The sequence below is a fragment of the Enterobacter quasiroggenkampii genome, from assembly GCF_043972695.1.
Taxonomy (GTDB): domain Bacteria; phylum Pseudomonadota; class Gammaproteobacteria; order Enterobacterales; family Enterobacteriaceae; genus Enterobacter; species Enterobacter quasiroggenkampii.
Map to the genome: position 1 here is coordinate 2,056,971 of NZ_CP143745.1, position 22,226 is coordinate 2,079,196.

Consider the following 22,226-nt stretch of genomic DNA (forward strand, 5'->3'; position numbering starts at 1 on the left):
CGTTATCACTCTTTAGCAAACCGGGTGGAAACAAGGCCGTAGACCACCACCTGAGAAAACCAGACCCACCACCCAGCCCACAGGTTGTGAGAGAAAAAATGTGCCCCGCGCATGATCTGGCCATAACCCATCACCAGACCTAACACCACGCCCAGCGCGACGAAGCTCCAGGCGAGACGCGGACGCTCGCGCCAGAAGGCAAAAAACAGCCCCATCACCATAAAGCCGCTGGAGGCATGACCGCCGGGGAAACAGCGCCCCGGACCGCTGTCTGCAGGGACGGCGCTGAACAGGGGATAAGAGACAGCCTTACCGCCATATTCCACCAGGTCCCACGGGCAGCTGTGATGGCTCATGCTTTTCAGCAGGCCCACCACCAGCGCGCCAACGCCCATCAGCAGCGCCGCCGTCACCAGCCTTGCGTTACGCTTGTAAGCGCCGTAAAACAGCGCCACGGCGCCTAAGGCGATGGCGATGTACTTCGCCAGACGATGGTTGAGCAGATCCAGCAGGTGGTCTTTCTGCAGCGGGAAGCTCTGCGTCGCCGCGTCATACCAGAAGCCGGTTACCCATCTGTCGAGCGCTTCATTGCGCGATAGCCACGTAAACACCACGGCAAGGGCTATCAGTATGAAAAGCTGATAACCATAAAAGCGGGCCGGTAAGCGGTAAAGGCGTTTTGTCTTATTTGTCTGTAACTTAGACAATTCTGAACGACTGGAGGTGAGTGCCATAATTTGGGGTCGTTGACGAGTAATGGGGCTATCATAAATCTGTCAAATTAAGGAAACCTTAAACGAAGACGATATGTGCTTTATTTCTGTTTATCCTCGATAAATCACTATCTCGGGCTGCGGCATTTCATTACACTCGTCGCGATTTTGTCATTATAAAGAGATTGCATGTTAAACCGTTCTTCTTCAGGTTCACGTCTGGGTCGTCAGGCGTTGCTTTTCCCTCTGTGTCTGGTGCTCTACGAATTTTCTACCTATATCGGTAACGATATGATCCAGCCCGGAATGCTGGCCGTGGTGGCGCAGTACAACGCCGGAATCGAGTGGGTACCGACCTCCATGACCGCCTATCTGGCCGGCGGCATGTTTTTGCAGTGGCTGTTAGGCCCGCTGTCGGATCGTATTGGCCGTCGTCCGGTGATGCTGACGGGCGTGGTGTGGTTTATCGTCACCTGCCTTGCCACGCTGCTGGCGCAAAACATTGAACAATTTACCCTGCTGCGTTTCCTGCAGGGGGTGAGCCTGTGCTTTATCGGCGCCGTGGGGTATGCCGCCATTCAGGAGTCGTTTGAAGAGGCGGTGTGTATCAAAATTACCGCGCTGATGGCGAACGTGGCGCTGATCGCTCCCTTGCTCGGGCCGCTGGTAGGCGCCGCATGGGTGCATATGGCGCCGTGGGAAGGGATGTTTGTGCTCTTTGCGGTTCTCGCCGCCATCGCGTTCTTTGGTCTGCACCGGGCAATGCCGGAAACCGCCACCCGCATCGGCGAGAAACTCTCGCTGAAAGAGCTGGGGCGGGATTACAAAGAAGTGCTGAAGAATGGCCGCTTTGTGGCGGGCGCGCTGGCGACCGGGTTCGTTAGCCTGCCGCTGCTGGCGTGGATTGCCCAGTCACCGGTCATTATCATCAGCGGTGAAAAGCTGAGCAGCTACGAGTATGGCCTGTTGCAGGTACCAATCTTTGGCGCGCTGATTATCGGTAACCTGGTGCTGGCGCGTCTGACGTCACGCCGCACCGTGCGTTCACTGATTATCATGGGCGGCTGGCCGATTGCGGCCGGGCTGATTCTGGCGGCGGTGGCGACCGTTGCGTCATCACACGCTTATCTGTGGATGACGGCAGGACTCAGCATTTACGCCTTCGGGATTGGCGTGGCGAACGCCGGGCTGGTGCGCCTGACGCTGTTTGCCAGCGAGATGAGTAAAGGTACGGTCTCCGCGGCGATGGGGATGCTGCAGATGCTGATTTTTACCGTCGGTATCGAGGTGAGCAAGCATGCCTACGCGATGGGAGGCAACGGGCTGTTCAGTCTGTTTAACCTCGCCAACGGCGTGTTGTGGGTTGGCCTGATGGTGGTGTTCCTGAAAGACAAGCGCGTCGGAAACGCCCTGCAACCTTAACTGTTTATTCCCTCTCCCTGTGGGAGAGGGTCAGGGTGAGGGCACCAGACCGCACGCGATCAATTAAACGGATCTTCCCCATCCAGCACCTTCTCAATCACATCCAGCACGCCTTCCTCGTTATTATGCGGCGCTTCAAAACGCGCCGCCGCTTTGATATGCGGTCTGGCATTCGCCATCGCAAAGCTGAACCCGGACTGGCGCAGCATCTCCACGTCGTTGCCGCTGTCGCCGAAGGCCACCACGTCGCTGTTCTCTATCCCCCAGCGCTGCTGCAGGATCCGCAGGCCGTTGGCTTTATGCACGCCGGGGATAATCAGGTCGATACTGCCGTGACCGGTGGTGACGGGCACCATGATGTCGCTGAGTTTTTCATGCAGCAGCGCCTGAATACGCGGAATTTCATCATCGGATACGTTAAGCCCGAACTTGAAGAAAATATCGTTCAGGTTGCCGAAATCGCTGACCATTTCCAGACGGTGATAGTACTTTGCCGCGATGGCCTTAAAGCCCTCGTCATAGCACTTGAGCGTGTAGGCGCTGCTCTTCCCGCAGGCGATGATCTCGATGCCCGGCACGTCGTTTAACACGTTCGCGACGGTCTCGAAATGGGCTTTCGACAGTTCACCGTTGAAGACGTCTTCACCCTCACTCACGACCCAGCCGCCGTTTTCGGCGACGAATGAAATTTCGTGCGCAATCTCCGGGAAAAAGGAGATCAGCTGGTAGTACTGGTTGCCGCTGGCGACCACGAAGCGAATGCCTTGCGCCTTCATGCGCGCGTACTGCGCCAGAAAGCGCGGGCGATTGTAGGTCTTGGCATCACTCAGGAATGTGCCATCCATGTCGACGGCGATCAGTTTAACGCTCATATCCCTTCTCCAGTGTCGTGTGTTTCGTTTCCGGCTTTGCCACCGCGCGCGCCACCAGCGCCGCGACGATCACCAACCCTAATACCACCAGCATGGCGCTGCGCAGCCCGTAGTGCTCCCCGAGGAAGCCGAGCAGCGGCGGCCCGACCAGGAAGGCGAGATAGCCGGTTGTCGCCACCACGCTGACGCGCGTCGGGGCATCCGGGCCGGTGTCGCTGGCGGCGGAGATGGTCAGCGGGAAGCCGAGGGACGCGCCCAGCCCCCAGAGGATCACCGAGACGCCGGCAATCCAGTCCACATCCACAAAGATAATCATCGCGATACCCAGCCCGCCGAGCAGGGCGCTGGCGCGCACCACCGCCACGCGGCTGTAGCGGTCGATAAACCAGCCGCCGGTGAAGCGCCCGACGGTCATCCCCAGCGTAAACCCGGCGTAGATCAGCGAGCCGGAGGTTGGGCTAAAGCCGTGACCGTCCACCATCAGCAGCGGCAGCCAGTCGTTGGCGGACCCTTCCGCGAACGCCATCGCCAGCACCACCACGCCAATCAGCATCAGCTGATAATCACGGTAGAAGGGCAGTCCTTTTTCGGCCGAATGCTGTTCATCTGAGGCGTTCTTGCCGGTGCCGTCCGGGATCGCCCGGATGCCGGTCAGAATCGGAATAATGCACACCAGCGCCGCCAGCAGGATATGCAGATTCGCGGTCATGCCGAAGGCCGTCAGCGCCATCCCCACGCCCGCCCCGGCCAGCGTGCCGAGGCTATAAAAGCCGTGCATCATCGGCAGCACGGTTTTGTTCATCTCGCGCTCGACCGCCGCCCCTTCAACGTTTATCGCCACTTCCGCCGAGCCGAAGCTGCCGCCAAACACCGTCAACCCCAGCGCAAACAGCACCGGTGAGGCAAACCACAGCGCCACGCTCAGCACCATCATCCCGAACACCGCGAAGCACATGGTGGTGCGGATCACCGCCCGCGTACCGAAGCGCTTCACCAGCCATGCGGAGCAGAGGATGCCGCTCATGGAGCCTATCGACAGGCCGAACAGCACGATGCCCATTTCCGCGGTAGAAACGGACAAAATGTCGCGAATGGCGGGGGTGCGCGTGGCCCAGGAGGCCATCAGCAGACCGGGAATAAAGAAGAACATAAACAGCGCCCACATGCGGAGCTGCAGGGCTTTACGGGGAGAGGTCAGCGTCATTGGGGTAGCACCAGAAGTACAACAATAGCGACAACACTAGCAAGTTTGTGTACATTTGTACACAAACCAGGTGAGGAATTGATGAGCAGACCACCCAACGATCCGCATCGCCGGGAGAAAATCCTGCAGGCGACGCTCGACACCATTGCTGAACACGGTATTCACGCCGTCACGCACCGTAAAATCGCCACCTGCGCGGGCGTGCCGCTGGGGTCGATGACCTACTATTTCGACGGTATGGAGCCGCTGCTGGAGGAGGCCTTCACGTGGTTTACCCGCCAGATGTCGCAGCAGTACCGGGATTTCTTTGCGGGCGTCACCGGGCCGGAAATGGCGTGCGAATCCATCACTACCCTGATCCACAGCTCGCAGGTGACCACGCCGCACAACATGGCGCTGATGTATCAGCTTTACGCCTTTATGCACCGCAGCGCGGCGCTCAAAACGGTGATGCAGGACTGGATGAAGATGAGCCAGACCACGCTGGAGCAGTGGTTCGACCCGGTCACCACCCGCGCGCTGGATGCGTTTATCGAAGGGATGACGCTGCACTACGTCACTGACCGGACGCCCTTAACCCGCGAAGAGATCCGGGCCATGGTGGGCAGGATTGCGGGCGAGAGCTAGGTTGCGCCCGCGGTCATGTTGACGGTGGTTCCCGTCATTGCGCTTGCCGCATCTGAAGCCAGAAACGCAATCGTGTCTGCTACCTGCGCCAGCGTCGGCAGGCGATGCGTCAGGGTGCTTTGCGCGGCGCCGCCGAGAAACTGCCCGACCGTAATACCCATCGCCTGCGCCTTGGCGGCGAAAATGGCGCCCACATACGAACCCGACTGCACCGCGTCGGCTATTGCGTGCGAGCGCAGACACAGCACACGAATATTTTGAGTCCCCAGCTCAGCCGCAAGCGCCCGGGTAAAGGCTTCCGTTCCCGCGCAGCCGACGATATGTCCGAGGTGGCCCGCCATCGTCATGTTTGCGGCGGGGGCGACGACGGTAATTATGGTCCCGCCATGCTCGCCGCCCATGCGGGATGACACGGCTTTCGCAATGTTAAAGTACGCGGCCAGGAAAGGGTCGAAGCCCTGACGGAATTCGCCGAGCGTTAATGCCTCAAGACGTTTGCCCTGATCGTGCATAAAGCCCGTGGCGTTGACGACGATATCAATGCGGGCAAGGTCGGGGAGCGGCGAGGACTCCTCAAGCGCATCGAAAACAAACGTGCTGGCAGAACCGCCCGCGGCGCGAATGCTGCTGGCGGCCTGCTCCAGCCTGGCGTGGGTGCGTGCGGCGAGATACACCTCCGCGCCTTCACGCGCAAGAGCGTGTGCCGCAGCGCTGCCGATGGCGCCGCTGCCGCCGAAGATGACGGCGGTTTTGTTTTTAAGACCCATGCCTGCATACCCTCACCAGACTTAACCCTCAAAAGTATGTGCCGGGTTTCGGCGGATGCAACTCAGCCGTTGGGCGGGGTATGCGGTTGGCAGATCTTACCGTGCCATTATCAATGGGTTACTTTGGCGAGATTTTTTTCCCGCTGGCGTCGACCACCGCTTCGCCATCTTCTTTCGTAAATGCCCCTTTCTGCGCATCCGGCAGAATATCTAGGACGACTTCAGACGGGCGGCACAGGCGGGTGCCCAGCGGCGTGACCACGATCGGACGGTTAATCAGAATCGGGTATTGCAACATAAACTCGATTAGCTGGTCGTCGGTGAAGCTATCTTCGGCAAGGCCGAGCTGTTCATAGGGCTCCACGTTTTTACGCAGCAGATCCCGCACCGAAATGCCCATATCGGCAATCAGGGTGGTCAGCGTATCGCGCGACGGCGGGGTTTCCAGATAGAGGATAATCTCTGGCTCCGTGCCGCTGTTGCGGATCATCTCCAGCGTGTTGCGCGAGGTGCCGCAGGCGGGGTTGTGGTAAATGGTGATGTGGCTCATATCAGTGGCTCATTACAGTGTGAAGGAGAGACGTAGCGCCAGCGCGGCGAGCGTCACAAACAGGACCGGCAGCGTCATGATGATGCCCGTCCGGAAATAGTAACCCCAGGTGATCGTCATGTTTTTCTGCGCCAGTACGTGGAGCCAGAGCAGGGTGGCGAGGCTGCCGATAGGCGTGATTTTCGGACCCAGATCGCAGCCAATCACGTTGGCGTAAATCATCGCCTCCTTAATCAACCCGGTTGCCGTGCTGCCCTCAATGGAGAGCGCGCCAATCAGCACCGTGGGCATATTGTTCATTATGGATGACAGGAACGCGGTGATGAACCCGGTACCCAGCGTGGTGGCCCACAATCCGTGCCCGGCCAGGCTATTCAGTACGCCTGTAAGAGAGTCCGTCAGCCCGGCATTGCGCAGGCCATACACCACCAGATACATCCCCAGTGAGAAGATGACGATCTGCCACGGTGCGCCGCGCAGCACTTTTCCGGTATTTATCGCATGTCCGCGTTTTGCAACGGCAAACAAAACCAGCGCGCCCGCAGTCGCAATGGCGCTGACCGGAATACCCAGCGGCTCCAGCACAAAGAAACCGACGAGAAGAAGGAGCAGCACGATCCAGCCGGTTCTGAACGTTGGAAGATCGTTTATCGCGCGTGCAGGCTCACGCAGTTTCGCCAGGTCATATTCCGGCGGAATTTCCTTACGGAAGAACAGATGGAGCATGACCAGCGTTGCGGCAATCGCAGCGACATCAACGGGAATCATCACCGAAGCGTATTCGCTGAACCCCAGCGTGAAGAAGTCTGCCGAGACAATGTTGACCAGGTTCGACACAATCAGCGGCAGGCTGGCGGTATCGGCGATAAAACCTGCCGCCATCACAAACGCCAGCGTAGCCTGCTTGCTGAACCCCAGCGCCAGCAGCATGGCAATAACGATAGGCGTCAGGATCAGCGCCGCACCGTCATTGGCAAACAGCGCTGCGACGGCTGCGCCCAGAAGGATAATCCAGGTAAACAGCAATCGCCCGCGACCGTTCCCCCAGCGGGCGACGTGCAGCGCCGCCCACTCGAAAAAGCCGGACTCATCCAGCAGCAGGCTGATGATGATGACGGCAATAAACGTTGCCGTGGCGTTCCAGACGATATTCCAGACTACCGGTATATCGTTAATGTGAATCACGCCGCTGGCCAGCGCCAGCACGGCGCCGATGGTCGCGCTCCAGCCAATACTCAGTCCTTTGGGCTGCCAGATGACCAATACCAGCGTAAACAGAAAAATTGCCCCTGCCAGAAACATCGCTTACTCCGTTATATCTGTTTTTGTGAATGTGTTTGGGTTAGCACGAACCCGGAAGCCGGTTTTTCAACTTCATGCGCGTCTCTTCCCGCAGGCAGTTCCAGCTGGTGTCGATAACGGCTGCCGCCCATGCAGGCATGTTGGGAGAGAGACGGTAATGGACCCACTTACCCTCGCGACGGTCGATCACCAGCCCGGACTCGCGGAGCAGGGCCATGTGGCGTGAGACCTTCGGCTGAGATTCGGCGGTCGCGGAGCAGAGATCGCAGACGCACAGTTCGCCCGCTTCGCGGAGCAGCATGACGATGGCGAGCCGCGTTTCGTCGGAGAGGGTTTTGAAGAGCTGAAGCGGGTGGAGCATGGGAGTTCCTGCAGGTGTAATAATTTATATATGGATAATCATATATGTTTTGACTGCAGGAGAGAAGCAGAGATGAGAGGTACGGGAATTTCAGGCAACAAAAAACCCATCAACCTTGAACCAAAACGGCGGGGTTGATGGGCTCCACAAATTGGGGACATCAAAGAAAAGCAGTGGCACTAGTTATGACTGCCCCCTGATAAAAAAGTTCTGCGCGTAACAAAAATATTTTCCACTACGCGCATTCTTAGGAGTTATCCGAGTCCTGGCCAGATGATGATAATCAGCGTACCCGCCAGTGTCAGCAGCACGTTAGCGATAGCATACGTGCCCGCATACCCCAGCGCCGGAATGTTGCTACGCGCGGTGTCGCTGATGATTTCCATCGCAGGCGCACAGGTACGCGCCCCCATCATCGCCCCGAAGAGCAGGGCGCGGTTCATGCGCAGCACGTAGGCACCGAACAGGAAGCAGATGACCACCGGTACCAGGCTGACGATAAGTCCGGAAACCAACATCTGCCAGCCGACGGCGCCAAGGCTGTGACCAATCCCGCTGCCCGCGCTTAAGCCCACGCCCGCCATAAAGACCATCAGACCGAACTCTTTCACCATGTTCAGCGCGCCCTGCGGAATGTAGCCGAAGGTCGGGTGGTTCGCTCGCAGGAAGCCCAGCATGATCCCGGCGAACAGCAGCCCGGCGGCGTTACCGATGCCGAAACTGAAGTTGCTGAACTGGAAGGTGATCATCCCGATCATCAGGCCAACGATAAAGAAGGCGCAGAAGGCCAGCAGGTCGGTGACCTGGCTGTGAATGGAGATAAAGCCGATGCGGTCGGCCACGGTTTTCACGCGGCGGGCGTCGCCGCTGACCTGCAACACGTCGCCTTTGTTGAGCACCACGTTGTCGTCGATAGGCATCTCAATCTGGCTGCGGATCACGCGGTTGAGGAAGCAGCCGTGGTCGGTCAACTTCAGCTGCGCCAGGCGGCGGCCCACGGCGTTATGGTTTTTCACCACGATCTCTTCGGTGACGATGCGCATGTCGAGCAGATCGCGGTCGAACACCTCTTTGCCGTTACGGAAGCTCGGGTCGAGACGGGCGTGGGCGTCCGGGTAACCCACCAGCGCGATGTCATCGCCCATCTGCAGCACCGCGTCGCCGTCCGGGTTCGCCAGAATGCCGTTGCGGCGGATACGTTCGATGTAGCAGCCCGTCTGGCGGTAAATCCCGAGCTCACGCAGATTTTTGCCGTCAGCCCAGGCCACCAGCTCTGGCCCGACGCGATAGGCGCGGATCACCGGGAGATAGACTTTACGTTTGGAGTCGGTATCGAGACCGCGCTCGCGTGCGATTTGCTGGGCGCTGGTCTGTAAATCCTGGTGCTGCAGTTTTGGCAGGTAGCGTGCGCCGACAATCAGGCTCACCAGACCAATCAGATAGGTCAGGGCATAGCCGAGGCTCAGGTGGTCGAGTGCGGTAGAAAGCTGCGCGCCGGCCATGCCGGAATGGCGCAGGGTATCACCGGCACCCACGAGCACAGGGGTGGAGGTCATGGAGCCTGCCAGCATACCGGCCGTTAACCCGATATCCCAGCCAAACAGTTTACCCAGCCCTAAGGCGATCAGCAGCGCGCTGCCGACCATTACCAGCGCCAGCATCAGATAATTTTTGCCGTCGCGGAAGAAAATTGAAAAAAAGTTCGGTCCTGCTTCCACGCCAACACAAAATATAAACAGCATAAAACCTAAGTTGAGCGCGTCCGTGTTAATGCTGAAGTGCTGCTGGCCTAATAATAAGGAGACGACTAAAACGCCAATGGAATTACCAAGTTGAACTGAACCCAGGCGCAATTTACCCAGGCAAAGGCCCAGCGCCAGTACCACAAATAATAACAGGATGTAATTCCCATTTAACAAGTCTGCGACGTTTATATTCACGGAGGCTAACTTCTTGTTTACCAGTAAGTTGTTGAATGAAAGGACTTTTTGGGCTACTGTTTTCTGGGTCAGGGAAAGGCGTTAACGCTCCCTGTTTCCTGCTTTATTCCCTAAAACATTAGCTGGCGTGTAGTTTAATCGTATTAGCTACTGACAGCTACTGATTATCGCATCACCCTGTGCGTACTTTGGCAAGGATTGCCGCATTGCTTTATCTGACTGGGCGTCTACCCGACGAAAGTGTATTTGATAGAGATAAGTCAGGAGGATAGTTTGAACATTAAACGAAACTGGGCGGGGGTGATCAGCTGCTTTTTGCTGTTCACGGTCGTATGCATGTCGCTTGCTTTTAACGTGAAAGGGGCATTCAGGGCATCGGGTCATCCGGAGCTGGGGCTGCTCTTTTTTACGCTGCCGGGGGCTGCTGCCAGTTTTCTCTCCCGTAAAGGGGAGGTGGTGAAGCCGCTGCTGGGTGCCATGCTGGCCGCGCCGCTCTGTTTGCTGCTGATGCGCTTGCTCTATATCTCAACGCGGAGTTTCTGGCAGGAGCTGGCATGGTTGATGAGCGCCGTATTCTGGTGCGCCCTTGGCGCGCTCTGCTACTTATTTGTGCGCAGTCTGCTTCATAACCGGCGGCACCACAAATAAAAACGCCCTCTCGGTGAGGGCGTCTTCACATTACTGGGCGGCAAACAGGCCCAGATGCTCTTTGGCGTAGGCTTCAAAGTCGGTGCAGCCGCCGATGTGTTTCTGATCGAGGAAGATCTGCGGTACGGTTTCAACCGGCTTACCGACGGTTTTCTCGAGATCCGCTTTCGTGATGCCTTCCGCGTGGATATCCACGTAGCGGAAGTTGAAGTCATCGCGCTCTTCGGTCAGTTTCTCAGCCAGCTCTTTCGCGCGTACACAGTATGGGCACCCTGGACGACCAAAAATTACTGCAAACATTTCTCTCTCCTCAAAAAACAAGCCTGACGGCGAATAAGACATATAGTGCCCGATAACCTGCCGCCATTAAAGAAGGTTTCGCCTGTCGCTTTGATACAGTCAGGCTATGTTTCGCCAATTACATCGCGCAAATCATTGCCTATACTGGCTGCAATACGTATTAAGCAAGACAAAGAGAGACAAGATGACACCCACGATTGACCTGCTCCGTTCCCACCGTTCCATTCGCCACTTCACCGATGAGCCGATTACCGAGGCGCAGCGTGCCGCGATTATTGACAGCGCCAGGGCGACCTCAAGCTCCAGCTTCCTGCAGTGCAGCTCCATTATCCGCATCACCGACCCGGCCATGCGCGAGCAGTTGGTGACGCTGACCGGCGGGCAGAAGCATGTGGCCCAGGCGCCGGAGTTCTGGGTGTTCTGCGCTGACTTCAACCGTCATCTGCAGATCTGCCCTGAGGCCGAGCTCGGCCTGGCCGAACAGCTGCTGCTGGGCGTGGTGGATACCGCGCTGATGGCGCAAAACGCCTTCACGGCGGCGGAATCGCTGGGGTTAGGCGGCGTTTACATCGGCGGTCTGCGTAATAACATTGAAAGCGTGACCGAGCTGCTGAAGCTGCCAAAACACGTGCTGCCGCTGTTTGGCCTGTGCCTCGGCTGGCCGGCGGATAACCCGGATCTGAAGCCGCGCATTCCTGCGGCGATGCTGGTGCATGAAAACCACTACCAGCCGGTCGATCAGGACGTCCTGAATCAATACGATGAAGAGCTGGCGAACTACTACCTGACGCGCGGCAGCAATAACCGTCGCGATACCTGGACTGACCATATTCGTCGCACCATCATTAAAGAAAATCGCCCGTTTATTCTTGATTATCTGCACAAACAGGGCTGGGCGACGCGATAGTCCATTTATCCTGCGCCTGCCTGCGTATATGATACGCAGGCTTTTTCCATGTCTTCAGAGAGGTGCAGGGTGAAAATTGCCATATTGTCCCGGGATGGAACGCTCTATTCATGTAAGCGCCTGAGAGAAGCGGCGGCGAAACGCGGGCATCAGGTTGAGATCCTCGACCCGATGTCCTGTTATATGAACATCGACCCGGCCGCCTCGTCGATTCACTACAAAGGCCGCAAGCTGCCGCATTTTGATGCGGTCATCCCCCGCATCGGCTCCCAGATTACCTACTACGGCACCGCCGCGCTGCGCCAGTTCGAGATGCTGGGCAGCTATCCGCTCAACGAATCCGTCGCCATTTCCCGCGCCCGCGACAAGCTGCGCTCGCTGCAGCTCCTTGCCCGTCAGGGGATCGATCTCCCCGTCACGGGGATTGCCCATTCACCGGACGACACCAGCGATCTGATCGACATGGTGGGCGGCGCCCCTTTGGTGATCAAGCTGGTGGAAGGCACCCAGGGCATTGGCGTGGTGCTGGCGGAGACGCGTCAGGCAGCGGAGAGCGTGATTGACGCCTTCCGCGGGCTGAATGCCCACATTCTGGTGCAGGAGTATATCGAAGAGGCCAAAGGGCGCGACATCCGCTGCTTCGTCGTGGGAAACGAGGTGGTGGCAGCCATTGAGCGTCAGGCCAAAGAGGGCGATTTCCGCTCTAACCTTCACCGCGGCGGCGTCGCGCGTGTAGCCGATATCAGCGACCGGGAGCGGGAAATTGCCGTGAAAGCCGCGCAAACCCTGGGGCTGGACGTGGCGGGTGTAGATCTTCTGCGGGCGACTCGCGGGCCGCTGGTCATGGAGGTGAACGCCTCGCCCGGACTGGAAGGCGTGGAAAAAACCACAGGGGTCGATATTGCGGGTAAAATGATCTTATGGATCGAGCGTCATGCGACGCCAGGCTACTGTCTGAAAACGGGTGGTTAAATGGATTACCGCGCGCTTTTTGAGTACCCTATGCGAAGTTTTTATTAAAGAGGCTGCATCGCGATGGATTTACAGGTCGTACCTACACTGGATACGTTACGTCAATGGCTTGATGATGCCGGAATTACGTTCTTCGAATGCGATTCCTGCCAGGCGCTGCATCTGCCTCATATGCAGAATTTCGACGGCATTTTCGATGCCAAAATCGATCTGATTAACGACGTGATCCTTTTCTCCGCGCTGGCCGAAGTGAAGCCCTCCGCGCTGCTGGCGCTGGCCTCCGACCTGTCGGCCATCAATGCCAGTTCTTTGACGGTGAAGGCATTTCTCGACATACAGGATGATAATCTGCCAAAACTGGTCGTTTGCCAGTCTTTATTCTCCGGGGCAGGACTGTCGTTCAAGCAGTTCGCCTGGTTTATGCGCCTGAGCGAAGAGCAAATTTCGATGGTCATGATGGAAGCCAATGCACATCATCTGCTGTATAGCGCGGAAGATGATGCAGAGAATAATGATGCATCTCCCAATTTTCTTCACTAAGCCTGTCTGACTTTTGCGCAGTCGCTGCCATGGCGGCTGCAGAAGGCCATTTTTTCTGCTGCTTTTAACCTTCCTTTAAAGAATTATTCACCTCCCTGAAGGCCGTTTCGGCTTATCACGTAGACTTAACCTGCATAAAAAATTGATAAAAGGCGTTTTTTCGTCTGGGCTATAGCCGGAGACACGGGCTACAGTTATTCTTGCGATGCTTCAAAAAGCGAGCGGAAGCTGCCGGGTAAAGAGGTTTCTTTTTATTTTGAGCAGAGCGACAAACTATGCATGATTTTTGCATATATCCAGATTGCACAGTTTTAGTTCGTTTGTTAACGAGCTTTCAGAAGGAATAACACTATGATCGCCTTGAATAAAAAATGGTTATCGGGTCTGGTTGCGGGTGCTCTGATGGCCGTCTCTGCCGGCACGCTCGCTGCGGAACAAAAAACGCTGCACGTTTATAACTGGTCTGACTATATTGCTCCGGACACGGTGGCAAATTTTGAAAAAGAGACCGGCATTAAAGTGGTCTACGACGTGTTCGATTCCAACGAAGTGCTGGAAGGAAAACTGATGGCGGGCAGCACCGGGTTTGACCTTGTGGTGCCTTCCGCAAGCTTCCTCGAGCGCCAGCTGACGGCAGGCGTCTTCCAGCCGCTGGATAAGAGCAAGTTACCGAACTGGAAAAATCTCGATCCGGAAGTGCTGAAGCTGGTGGCCAAGCATGACCCGGACAACAAATACGCGATGCCGTATCTCTGGGCGACCACCGGTATCGGCTTTAACGTCGATAAAGTGAAGGCGGCGCTGGGCCCGGACGTGAAGCTGGACAGCTGGGACGTGGTGCTGAAGCCGGAAAACCTTGAGAAGCTGAAAAGCTGCGGCGTCTCCTTCCTCGATGCGCCGGAAGAGATTTTCGCGACCGTGCTGAACTACCTGGGCAAAGACCCGAACAGCAATAAGGCGGATGATTACACCGGCCCGGCGACCGATCTGCTGCTGAAGCTGCGTCCAAATATTCGTTACTTCCACTCGTCTCAGTACATTAACGACCTGGCGAACGGCGACATCTGCGTCGCGATTGGCTGGGCAGGGGACGTATGGCAGGCGGCAAACCGCGCGAAAGAGGCGAAAAACGGCGTGAACGTCTCTTACTTCATTCCGAAGGAGGGGGCGCTGGCCTTCTTTGACGTCTTCGCGATGCCGGCTGACGCGAAAAACAAAGACGAAGCGTATCAGTTCCTCAACTACCTGATGCGTCCTGAGGTTATCGCCCACATCAGCGACCACGTTTACTATGCGAACGGTAACAAGGCCTCCGTGCCGCTGGTGAGCGAAGAGATCCGTAATAACCCGGCTATCTATCCGCCAGCGGATGTGTTCGCCAAGCTCTTCACCCTGAAAGTTCAGGATCCAAAAATTGACCGCGTGCGTACCCGCGCGTGGACCAAGGTGAAAAGCGGTAAATAACGGCGTTTGGTATTGCTGCCCGGTGGCGCTATCGCTTACCGGGCCTCTACAACCCGTAGACCGGGCAAGCGTTAGCGCCGCCCGGCGATGCGCACCCTGACGGTGCGTTTGCACCAGTTTTGATCTCTACCGGAGAACACCCCGTGAATGACGCGATCCCCCGCCCGCAGGCGAAAGTCCGTAAAGCGCTGACCCCGCTGCTTGAAATACGTAACCTCACCAAATCTTTCGATGGCCAGCATGCCGTGGACGACGTCAGCCTGACGATCTATAAAGGCGAAATTTTTGCCCTTCTGGGGGCCTCTGGCTGCGGTAAATCGACCCTGCTGCGTATGCTGGCCGGTTTTGAACAGCCCACCGCCGGGCAGATCGTGCTCGACGGCGTGGATCTCTCCAGCGTGCCGCCGTATCAGCGCCCGATCAACATGATGTTCCAGTCCTACGCGCTGTTTCCGCACATGACGGTGGAGCAGAACATCGCCTTCGGCCTGAAGCAGGACAAGCTGCCGAAAGCCGAAATTACCGCGCGCGTGGCCGAGATGCTGAGCCTGGTGCACATGCAGGAGTTCGCCAAGCGTAAGCCGCACCAGCTCTCCGGCGGCCAGCGCCAGCGCGTGGCCCTGGCCCGCAGCCTGGCAAAACGCCCGAAACTGCTGCTGCTTGACGAACCGATGGGCGCGCTGGATAAAAAGCTGCGCGACCGTATGCAGCTCGAAGTGGTCGATATCCTTGAGCGCGTGGGGGTGACCTGCGTGATGGTCACCCACGACCAGGAAGAGGCCATGACCATGGCCGGACGTATTGCGATCATGAACCGCGGTAAGTTCGTGCAGATTGGCGAGCCGGAAGAGATTTATGAGCATCCGACCACCCGCTACAGCGCGGAGTTCATCGGCTCGGTTAACGTCTTCGAAGGGCTGCTGAAAGATCGTCAGGAAGACGGTCTGGTCATCGAATCGCCGGGGCTGCAGCATCCGCTTAAGGTCGATCCGGATAACTCGGTAGTGGATAACGTGCCGGTCTACGTCGCGCTACGTCCGGAAAAGATCATGCTCTGTGAAGACCCTCCTGCTGATGGCTATAACTTTGCCGTCGGGGAAGTGGTGCACATTGCCTATCTGGGCGATCTCTCTATCTATCACGTGCGCCTGAAAAGCGGGCAGATGCTCAGCGCGCAGTTACAGAACGAACATCGCTATCGCAAGGGACAGCCGACCTGGGGCGACGAAGTGCGCCTGTGTTGGGATGCAGACAGTTGCGTTGTGCTGACGGTATAAGGAGCGGCCAATGAGTACACTTGAACCTCCAGCCCGCGTCGAAAAGCCGGGCGGCTTTGCCCACTGGCTGACGCGCATGCAGATGAAGCACGGCCGCAAGCTGGTGATCGCCATGCCGTACGTGTGGCTGATCCTGCTGTTCCTGCTGCCGTTCCTGATTGTTTTCAAGATAAGCCTGGCGGAAATGGCGCGGGCGATCCCGCCTTACACCAACCTGCTGGACTGGGCCGACGGGCAGCTGACGCTGACCTTAAACCTGGGTAACTTCCTGCAGCTCACCGACGATCCGCTCTATTTCGAAGCCTATCTGCAGTCGCTGCAGGTGGCGGCGATCTCGACGCTCTGCTGTCTGGTGATGGGCTACCCGCTGGCGTGGGCGGTGGCGCACAGCAAGCCGTCAACGCGTAACATCCTGCTGTTGCTGGTGATTTTACCGTCGTGGACCTCGTTCCTGATCCGCGTTTACGCGTGGATGGGGATCCTGAAAAACAACGGCGTGCTAAATAACTTCCTGATGTGGCTCGGGGTTATCGATCAGCCGCTGACGATCCTGCACACCAATCTCGCGGTCTATATCGGCATTGTGTACGCCTATCTGCCGTTTATGGTGCTGCCGATCTACACGGCGCTGACCCGTATCGACTACTCGCTGGTAGAAGCGTCGCTCGATCTCGGTGCCCGTCCGCTGAAAACTTTCTTCAGCGTCATTGTCCCGCTGACCAAGGGCGGGATTATCGCCGGGTCGATGCTGGTCTTTATCCCGGCGGTGGGGGAGTTTGTGATCCCGGAACTGCTCGGCGGGCCTGACAGCATCATGATTGGCCGCGTGCTGTGGCAGGAGTTCTTCAATAACCGCGACTGGCCGGTGGCCTCGGCGGTGGCGATCGTGATGTTACTGCTGCTGATCGTGCCGATCATGTGGTTCCACAAGCATCAGCAGAAACAGATGGGAGATCACGGATGAACAACTTACCGGTAGTGCGCTCCCCGTGGCGAATTGCGATCCTGGTCATCGGCTTTACCTTCCTGTATGCGCCGATGCTGATGCTGGTGATCTACTCGTTTAACAGCTCCAAGCTGGTGACGGTCTGGGCAGGCTGGTCGACGCGCTGGTACAGCGAGCTGTTCCACGATGATGCGATGATGAGCGCGGTGGGGCTGAGCCTGACCATTGCGGCGCTGGCGGCGACCATGGCGTCCGTGCTGGGCACGATCGCCGCGCTGGTGATGGTGCGCTTCGGGCGTTTTCGCGGTTCAAACGGCTTCGCCTTTATGATCACCGCTCCGCTGGTTATGCCAGACGTGATCACCGGTCTCGCGCTGCTGCTGCTGTTCGTGGCCCTGGCGCACGCCATCGGCTGGCCGGCGGACCGCGGGATGCTCACCATCTGGCTGGCGCACGTCACCTTCTGTACCGCCTATGTCGCGGTGGTGATCGCCTCACGCCTGCGCGAGCTGGATCGCTCCATTGAAGAGGCGGCGATGGATCTCGGCGCGACGCCGCTGAAGGTCTTTTTCATCATCACGCTGCCGATGATTATGCCGGCGGTGATCTCCGGCTGGCTGCTGGCGTTTACCCTGTCGCTCGACGATCTGGTTATCGCCAGCTTTGTCTCCGGCCCGGGGGCGACGACGCTGCCGATGCTGGTTTTCTCCAGCGTGCGCATGGGGGTCAACCCGGAGATCAACGCCCTGGCCTCTATCATCCTCGGCGTGGTCGGAATTGTCGGATTTATCGCCTGGTATTTGATGGCGCGCGCGGAAAAACAGCGCGTGCGCGATATCCAGCGTGCAAGACGCGGCTGAAGGATTTAAAATTTCCAGTGATGTGCCGCGCATGACGCGGCACTGTTTTTCAGGGAAGTAAAACATTGGGATTATTAAAAAAATCACGTATTACGCACGCGCGTCCTAACGTACCTGCACTGGTTCAGGTGGCGGCGCTCGCCATTATTATGATCCGCTGCCTGGACGTGCTGATGATTCTGAATACCCTGGGTGTGCGCGGCATCGGTGAATTCATTCACCGCAGCGTGCAGACGTGGAATCTGACGCTGGTCTTTTTGAGCAGTCTGGTGCTTGTGTTTATCGAGATCTACTGCGCGTTTTCGCTGGTTAAAGGGCGCAACTGGGCGCGCTGGGTCTATATGCTGACACAGATTACCGCGGCGAGCTATCTGTGGGCCGCCTCGCTGGGCTACGGCTACCCGGAGCTGTTCAGCATTGCCGGTGAATCCAAACGCGAGATCCTGCGCGCGCTGTTTATGCAAAAACTGCCGGACATGCTGGTGCTCTTTCTTCTCTTCGTTCCGGCCTCCAGTCGGCGGTTCTTCCGCCTGCAATAATGTGTATAATCGCAGCCCTCGTGATTTTTAAGGTTTTCATATGCAGTGCGCACTCTATGCCGCCGGACGCTGCCGCTCCTGTCAGTGGATAGAACAACCGGTCTCTCAACAACTCACCGCCAAAATGGCCGACCTGCAACAGCTGCTGGCAGAACACGCGGTGGGCGAGTGGTGCGCACCCGTCAGCGGCCCTGAGCAGGGTTTTCGCAATAAAGCCAAAATGGTGGTCAGCGGCAGCGTGGAAAAACCGCTGCTGGGGATGCTGCACCGCGACGGCACGCCCGAAGACTTAACCGACTGCCCGCTCTATCCCGCTTCCTTTGCGCCGGTCTTTGCCGCACTCAAGCCGTTTATTGCCCGGGCAGGGTTAACGCCCTATAACGTGGCCCGCAAGCGCGGCGAGCTGAAATACCTTCTGCTGACCGAAAGCCAGATCGACGGCGGCATGATGCTGCGCTTCGTGCTGCGCTCTGAAACTAAGCTGGCGCAGCTGCGCGCGGCGCTGCCGTGGCTGCAGGAACAGCTTCCGCAGCTTAAGGTCATTACGGCGAACATTCAGCCGGTACATATGGCGATCATGGAAGGGAAGAAAGAGATTTTCTTCACCGACCAGCACGCGCTGGCGGAGAGCTTCAACGGCGTGCCGCTGTGGATCCGCCCGCAAAGCTTCTTCCAGACCAACCCGACCGTGGCAAGCAGCCTGTACGCCACCGCCCGCGACTGGGTGCGTGCGTTGTACGTTCACCACATGTGGGATCTGTTCTGCGGCGTGGGCGGGTTTGGCCTGCACTGCGCCACGCCGGAGATGCAGCTCACCGGGATTGAGATCTCTGGCGAAGCGATTGCCTGCGCGAAGCAGTCCGCCGCCGAACTGGGGTTAACGAATCTGCACTTCCAGGCGCTCGACTCCACGCAGTTCGCGACCGGCCAGGGCAACGTGCCGGAGCTGGTGCTGGTCAACCCGCCGCGCCGCGGCATCGGCAATGCGCTGTGTGACTACCTGAGCCAGATGGCGCCGGAATACATCATCTATTCCAGCTGCAACGCGCAGACCATGGCGAAAGACATTGCGCAACTACCGGGCTATCGCGTTGAACGCGTTCAGCTTTTTGATATGTTCCCGCATACCGCGCATTATGAAGTGTTGACGTTGCTGGTGAAAACGCACTAATCCTCAACATCGCCCGGTGGCGCTGCGCTTACCGGGCCTACGATCCGGAGTAGGCCGGGTAAGGCGTAGCCGCCACCCGGCTTTGTTTGCTCAACCCAGGAATGCGACTCCCGCCTCTGTTTTAAGCCAGCGTGGCGCTTTCAACTGGTCGGCAAAATAGCCTGTCAGCTCAAAGAGCAGATCACCCATCACGCGGGCTGACTCCGGCGCAAGTACCCCCCCTATTAAGAGTTGCGTAATCTCCTCACAATAACGGCACAGTTGATCAGGCTCCGCGTTGAATGCAGGTTCTCTTTCTGGGAAAACGTCCACCGTTAATCGTTCATACAAATGCTCCGGCACAGGTTCCAGCAGCATCGGGCGGAGCAAGGCAAGACAGGTGGCGAGGCGGCCACAGAGCGCGATTTTTCTGGCAGGATCGGTTTCTTCAACCAGCGCTTCGCAGTAGCGCTGGCAGTTGTCGGCCAGATCGGTGAAATCGGTATTGTGATTAACAGGAAGTGTGAGAAGTGTGTCTGAAAAAGACGAGACGATCGACATATAAACATCCTCAGTATGTTGGTTTGTTACCTTCCAAATCTTCAACAAAATGTGAACTCTTCATCCCGGCGAAATCAGGTAAGCTTACGTCATAAGAAATGAATGAAGGCTTACCCATGAAGCAGATCCTGCTGGTGGAAGACGACCACGATATCGCGGCGCTTCTGCGACTCAATTTAGAAGACGAAGGCTACGCCATCACCCACGAGCCCGACGGGGGCAACGCCCTGCAGCGTCTTGAAGCACAGACGTGGGATGCGGTGATCCTCGACCTGATGCTGCCCAACGTGGACGGTCTGGAGATTTGCCGCCGCATCCGTCAGATGACGCGCTACCTGCCGGTGATCATCATCAGCGCCCGCAGCAGCGAAACCGACCGCATCACCGGGCTGGAAACCGGCGCCGACGACTATCTGGCAAAACCGTTCTCCGTGCAGGAGCTGATTGCGCGTATCAAAGCACTGTTTCGTCGCCAGCAGGCGATGGGGCAGGCGCAAACCGACGGACACATTCAGGCGCACGGACTGACCATCGATCCGCTGGCGCGCAGCGTGCTGCTTCACGGCCAGGTGGTGGACCTCACCCCGCGCGAGTTCGAGCTGCTCTACTTCTTTGCCCGTCATCCCGGCGAGGTGTTCTCCCGTCTGGCGCTGCTGGAGCAGGTCTGGGGCTACCAGCACGAAGGCTACGAGCACACCGTCAACACCCATATCAACCGCCTGCGCATCAAGATAGAGAAGGACGCCGCCGAGCCGGAGATCATTCGCACCGTCTGGGGCAAGGGCTACAAATTTGCGGAGCCGCAGCATGATGCGTCGCTTTAGCCTGAGCCAGCGTCTGACGCTGCTCTTCATCCTGCTGATGATGCTCTGCGCCGCCGTCGCCTGCGCGGTACAGCTCTACAGCAGCATGCAGTACGGTAACGCAATGGTGCAGCGTTTGTCGGGTGGGCTGGCGCAGCAGATCGTCCAGCGCGAACCGATTCTTGACGCGCAGGGCCGGGTCGACCGCAGCGCGCTGAAACCGCTGTTTGGCCGGCTGATGACCTTTAATCCAAGCGTTGAGCTGTACGTTATCTCTCCTGACGGCGATATCCTCGCCGATGCCGCACCGCCGGGCCATATTCAGCGGCAAAAAATCGACCTGGCGCCGGTGCAGAGCTTCCTGAGCGGCACCACCATGCCGGTACTGGGCGACGATCCGCGCAGTCAAAATCAAAAAGTCTTCAGCGCCACGCCGCTGCGGCAGGACGGCGAGCTAAAAGGCTATCTGTACATTATTTTGCAGGGGGAGGAGTCAAACGCTCTGGCGGAAATGGCCTGGCACAAGGCGCTGTGGAGTACCGTCCTGTGGTCACTGCTGTGGGTCGCGCTGTTTGGGCTGCTGGCAGGGCTGCTGGTCTGGTACTGGGTCACGCGTCCGGTCAAACAGCTTACGGTGGAGGTCGCCGGGCTGGAGCAGGACAGCATGAGCGCAATCAGGCTGCTGGCGGCACAGACGCCGGACACGGCGGCAAAAGATGAAGTGGCGATCCTGCGCAACAGCTTTATCGAGCTGGCGCGCAAAATCACCCAACAGTGGGATCGGCTGGCCGACAGCGATCGCCAGCGTCGGGAGTTTATCGCCAATATTTCGCACGATCTCCGCACGCCGCTGACCTCACTGCTGGGCTATCTCGAAACCCTGTCGCTCAAATCCGCCACCCTGACGCCGCAGGAGCACCAGCAGTATCTCGCCACCGCGCTGCGTCAGGGGCAAAAAGTCCGGCATCTTTCGCAGCAGCTGTTTGAGCTGGCGCGCCTTGAACACGGCGGTATTAAACCCCAGCGCGAGCGGTTCGCAATGGCGGAGCTGATTTCCGACGTGGCGCAGAAGTTTGAGCTCACGGCCCGCACGCGAGAGGTCAATCTGCATATTGACGTGCCGGGGCCGCTGCCGATGGTAAACGCCGATGTGTCGATGATTGAACGCGTGGTGACTAACCTGCTGGATAACGCGATGCGCCATACGCCGGGCGGCGGAGAAATTCGCCTGGCGGTGTGGCAGGAAAATGAACAGCTGCAGGTCGAAGTGTCCGACAGCGGAACGGGCGTGGATGCCTCGCTGCGCGACGATCTGTTTCAGCGGCCGTCGGCGCTCAATACCCAGGCCTCGCGGGAGAATCGCGGCGGGTTGGGGCTGTTAATCGTGAAACGGATGCTGGAGCTGCACGGGGGCGGGATCAGGCTAATGGAGTCGGTGAGCGGGGCACGGTTCAGGTTCTTTGTGCCGTTATGAGAGAGTGCCGGGCGGCGCTGCGCTTTC

General features: G+C 58.0%; 24 protein-coding genes. 14 read left to right on the forward strand and 10 right to left on the reverse strand.

Annotation, left to right across the window (positions count from 1 at the left end):
* Positions 1–5: 5 nt before the first annotated feature.
* On the reverse strand, positions 6–734 hold the full coding sequence (locus V1572_RS09800) for a phosphatase PAP2 family protein (protein ID WP_045908450.1): 729 nt from the start codon (positions 732–734) through the stop codon (positions 6–8).
* Between the two features lie 168 nt (positions 735–902).
* Between V1572_RS09800 and V1572_RS09805 the strand changes: the two genes are divergently transcribed.
* On the forward strand, positions 903–2,135 hold the full coding sequence (locus V1572_RS09805; RefSeq protein WP_021240942.1) for an MFS transporter: 1,233 nt from the start codon (positions 903–905) through the stop codon (positions 2,133–2,135).
* A gap of 59 nt (positions 2,136–2,194) precedes the next feature.
* Here the strand turns inward: V1572_RS09805 and V1572_RS09810 are convergent, their stop codons facing one another.
* Both V1572_RS09810 and V1572_RS09815 read right to left on the reverse strand, forming a co-directional pair.
* Positions 2,195–3,007 carry a Cof-type HAD-IIB family hydrolase gene (locus V1572_RS09810; protein ID WP_395299913.1) on the reverse strand — a complete coding sequence of 271 codons (813 nt, stop codon included), beginning with the start codon at positions 3,005–3,007 and terminating at the stop codon, positions 2,195–2,197.
* Positions 2,997–4,211, reverse strand: a complete 1,215-nt coding sequence (locus tag V1572_RS09815) for an MFS transporter (protein ID WP_048222198.1) — start codon at positions 4,209–4,211, stop codon at positions 2,997–2,999. The genes V1572_RS09810 and V1572_RS09815 overlap by 11 nt, the downstream gene beginning before the upstream one ends.
* 81 nt (positions 4,212–4,292) lie before the next feature.
* On the opposite strand from V1572_RS09815, the gene V1572_RS09820 reads away from it, so the two are divergent.
* Positions 4,293–4,838 carry a TetR/AcrR family transcriptional regulator gene (locus V1572_RS09820; protein WP_045908446.1) on the forward strand — a complete coding sequence of 182 codons (546 nt, stop codon included), beginning with the start codon at positions 4,293–4,295 and terminating at the stop codon, positions 4,836–4,838.
* Here the strand turns inward: V1572_RS09820 and V1572_RS09825 are convergent.
* From V1572_RS09825 to V1572_RS09845, 5 genes are all read right to left on the reverse strand, one after another.
* A complete protein-coding gene (locus tag V1572_RS09825) occupies positions 4,835–5,605 on the reverse strand; it encodes an SDR family NAD(P)-dependent oxidoreductase (protein WP_395299914.1) in 771 nt (256 codons plus the stop codon). The genes V1572_RS09820 and V1572_RS09825 overlap by 4 nt on opposite strands.
* A gap of 118 nt (positions 5,606–5,723) precedes the next feature.
* Positions 5,724–6,155 (reverse strand): glutaredoxin-dependent arsenate reductase, encoded by a 432-nt coding sequence (gene arsC / locus V1572_RS09830; RefSeq protein WP_045908444.1) that lies wholly within the window; start codon positions 6,153–6,155, stop codon positions 5,724–5,726.
* Positions 6,156–6,167: 12 nt separating this feature from the next.
* Complete coding sequence (locus V1572_RS09835) at positions 6,168–7,457, reverse strand: arsenic transporter (protein WP_063621266.1); 1,290 nt, start codon at positions 7,455–7,457, stop codon at positions 6,168–6,170.
* A gap of 40 nt (positions 7,458–7,497) precedes the next feature.
* Positions 7,498–7,818, reverse strand: coding sequence for a metalloregulator ArsR/SmtB family transcription factor (locus V1572_RS09840; protein WP_395299915.1), 321 nt, complete (start codon positions 7,816–7,818; stop codon positions 7,498–7,500).
* 254 nt (positions 7,819–8,072) lie between these two features.
* Positions 8,073–9,758, reverse strand: coding sequence for an aspartate:alanine antiporter (locus tag V1572_RS09845; protein WP_014169303.1), 1,686 nt, complete (start codon positions 9,756–9,758; stop codon positions 8,073–8,075).
* Positions 9,759–10,031: 273 nt separating this feature from the next.
* On the opposite strand from V1572_RS09845, the gene V1572_RS09850 reads away from it, so the two are divergent.
* Positions 10,032–10,406, forward strand: a complete 375-nt coding sequence (locus tag V1572_RS09850; protein WP_048222222.1) for an inner membrane protein YbjM — start codon at positions 10,032–10,034, stop codon at positions 10,404–10,406.
* 30 nt (positions 10,407–10,436) lie between these two features.
* Here the strand turns inward: V1572_RS09850 and V1572_RS09855 are convergent, their stop codons facing one another.
* On the reverse strand, positions 10,437–10,706 hold the full coding sequence (locus V1572_RS09855; RefSeq protein ID WP_006809455.1) for a GrxA family glutaredoxin: 270 nt from the start codon (positions 10,704–10,706) through the stop codon (positions 10,437–10,439).
* Between the two features lie 184 nt (positions 10,707–10,890).
* On the opposite strand from V1572_RS09855, the gene nfsA reads away from it, so the two are divergent.
* The 9 genes from nfsA to rlmC all read left to right on the forward strand — a co-directional run bounded on the left by nfsA (position 10,891) and on the right by rlmC (position 19,382).
* Positions 10,891–11,613 (forward strand): nitroreductase NfsA, encoded by a 723-nt coding sequence (nfsA, locus tag V1572_RS09860; protein ID WP_395299916.1) that lies wholly within the window; start codon positions 10,891–10,893, stop codon positions 11,611–11,613.
* Between the two features lie 69 nt (positions 11,614–11,682).
* Positions 11,683–12,585, forward strand: coding sequence for a 30S ribosomal protein S6--L-glutamate ligase (gene rimK / locus V1572_RS09865; RefSeq protein ID WP_045908436.1), 903 nt, complete (start codon positions 11,683–11,685; stop codon positions 12,583–12,585).
* 63 nt (positions 12,586–12,648) lie between these two features.
* Positions 12,649–13,125 carry a YbjN domain-containing protein gene (locus tag V1572_RS09870; RefSeq protein WP_003858385.1) on the forward strand — a complete coding sequence of 159 codons (477 nt, stop codon included), beginning with the start codon at positions 12,649–12,651 and terminating at the stop codon, positions 13,123–13,125.
* Between the two features lie 351 nt (positions 13,126–13,476).
* Complete coding sequence (gene potF / locus V1572_RS09875; protein WP_045908435.1) at positions 13,477–14,589, forward strand: spermidine/putrescine ABC transporter substrate-binding protein PotF; 1,113 nt, start codon at positions 13,477–13,479, stop codon at positions 14,587–14,589.
* A 143-nt stretch (positions 14,590–14,732) separates the two neighbouring features.
* The gene (gene potG, locus V1572_RS09880; RefSeq protein ID WP_021240929.1) at positions 14,733–15,866 is read left to right on the forward strand and encodes a putrescine ABC transporter ATP-binding subunit PotG; all 1,134 of its coding nucleotides are present in this window, start codon (positions 14,733–14,735) and stop codon (positions 15,864–15,866) included.
* A 10-nt stretch (positions 15,867–15,876) separates the two neighbouring features.
* On the forward strand, positions 15,877–16,830 hold the full coding sequence (potH, locus tag V1572_RS09885) for a putrescine ABC transporter permease PotH (RefSeq protein ID WP_024907854.1): 954 nt from the start codon (positions 15,877–15,879) through the stop codon (positions 16,828–16,830).
* Positions 16,827–17,672, forward strand: a complete 846-nt coding sequence (gene potI / locus V1572_RS09890) for a putrescine ABC transporter permease PotI (protein WP_008503447.1) — start codon at positions 16,827–16,829, stop codon at positions 17,670–17,672. Before potH ends, potI begins: the two co-directional genes overlap by 4 nt.
* 65 nt (positions 17,673–17,737) lie before the next feature.
* Positions 17,738–18,211, forward strand: coding sequence for a YbjO family protein (locus V1572_RS09895; RefSeq protein ID WP_045908434.1), 474 nt, complete (start codon positions 17,738–17,740; stop codon positions 18,209–18,211).
* Between the two features lie 40 nt (positions 18,212–18,251).
* Complete coding sequence (gene rlmC, locus V1572_RS09900) at positions 18,252–19,382, forward strand: 23S rRNA (uracil(747)-C(5))-methyltransferase RlmC (protein WP_395299917.1); 1,131 nt, start codon at positions 18,252–18,254, stop codon at positions 19,380–19,382.
* A 90-nt stretch (positions 19,383–19,472) separates the two neighbouring features.
* On the opposite strand, the gene V1572_RS09905 is transcribed toward rlmC, so the two are convergent.
* On the reverse strand, positions 19,473–19,922 hold the full coding sequence (locus V1572_RS09905) for a hypothetical protein (RefSeq protein WP_045908432.1): 450 nt from the start codon (positions 19,920–19,922) through the stop codon (positions 19,473–19,475).
* 116 nt (positions 19,923–20,038) lie between these two features.
* On the opposite strand from V1572_RS09905, the gene V1572_RS09910 reads away from it, so the two are divergent.
* Together V1572_RS09910 and V1572_RS09915 are read left to right on the forward strand one after the other, a co-directional pair.
* Complete coding sequence (locus V1572_RS09910) at positions 20,039–20,746, forward strand: response regulator transcription factor (protein WP_025912904.1); 708 nt, start codon at positions 20,039–20,041, stop codon at positions 20,744–20,746.
* Complete coding sequence (locus V1572_RS09915; protein WP_395299918.1) at positions 20,730–22,199, forward strand: sensor histidine kinase; 1,470 nt, start codon at positions 20,730–20,732, stop codon at positions 22,197–22,199. The genes V1572_RS09910 and V1572_RS09915 overlap by 17 nt, the downstream gene beginning before the upstream one ends.
* Positions 22,200–22,226: the final 27 nt, after the last annotated feature.

Coding starts and splice junctions, on each gene's coding strand:
- V1572_RS09800 (WP_045908450.1), bottom strand. CDS start 734: ATGGCACTCACCTCCAGTCGTTCAGAATTGTCTAAGTTACAGACAAAT.
- V1572_RS09805 (WP_021240942.1), top strand. CDS start 903: ATGTTAAACCGTTCTTCTTCAGGTTCACGTCTGGGTCGTCAGGCGTTG.
- V1572_RS09810 (WP_395299913.1), bottom strand. CDS start 3,007: ATGAGCGTTAAACTGATCGCCGTCGACATGGATGGCACATTCCTGAGT.
- V1572_RS09815 (WP_048222198.1), bottom strand. CDS start 4,211: ATGACGCTGACCTCTCCCCGTAAAGCCCTGCAGCTCCGCATGTGGGCG.
- V1572_RS09820 (WP_045908446.1), top strand. CDS start 4,293: ATGAGCAGACCACCCAACGATCCGCATCGCCGGGAGAAAATCCTGCAG.
- V1572_RS09825 (WP_395299914.1), bottom strand. CDS start 5,605: ATGGGTCTTAAAAACAAAACCGCCGTCATCTTCGGCGGCAGCGGCGCC.
- arsC (WP_045908444.1), bottom strand. CDS start 6,155: ATGAGCCACATCACCATTTACCACAACCCCGCCTGCGGCACCTCGCGC.
- V1572_RS09835 (WP_063621266.1), bottom strand. CDS start 7,457: ATGTTTCTGGCAGGGGCAATTTTTCTGTTTACGCTGGTATTGGTCATC.
- V1572_RS09840 (WP_395299915.1), bottom strand. CDS start 7,818: ATGCTCCACCCGCTTCAGCTCTTCAAAACCCTCTCCGACGAAACGCGG.
- V1572_RS09855 (WP_006809455.1), bottom strand. CDS start 10,706: ATGTTTGCAGTAATTTTTGGTCGTCCAGGGTGCCCATACTGTGTACGC.
- nfsA (WP_395299916.1), top strand. CDS start 10,891: ATGACACCCACGATTGACCTGCTCCGTTCCCACCGTTCCATTCGCCAC.
- V1572_RS09870 (WP_003858385.1), top strand. CDS start 12,649: ATGGATTTACAGGTCGTACCTACACTGGATACGTTACGTCAATGGCTT.
- potF (WP_045908435.1), top strand. CDS start 13,477: ATGATCGCCTTGAATAAAAAATGGTTATCGGGTCTGGTTGCGGGTGCT.
- potH (WP_024907854.1), top strand. CDS start 15,877: ATGAGTACACTTGAACCTCCAGCCCGCGTCGAAAAGCCGGGCGGCTTT.
- potI (WP_008503447.1), top strand. CDS start 16,827: ATGAACAACTTACCGGTAGTGCGCTCCCCGTGGCGAATTGCGATCCTG.
- rlmC (WP_395299917.1), top strand. CDS start 18,252: ATGCAGTGCGCACTCTATGCCGCCGGACGCTGCCGCTCCTGTCAGTGG.
- V1572_RS09905 (WP_045908432.1), bottom strand. CDS start 19,922: ATGTCGATCGTCTCGTCTTTTTCAGACACACTTCTCACACTTCCTGTT.
- V1572_RS09910 (WP_025912904.1), top strand. CDS start 20,039: ATGAAGCAGATCCTGCTGGTGGAAGACGACCACGATATCGCGGCGCTT.
- V1572_RS09915 (WP_395299918.1), top strand. CDS start 20,730: ATGATGCGTCGCTTTAGCCTGAGCCAGCGTCTGACGCTGCTCTTCATC.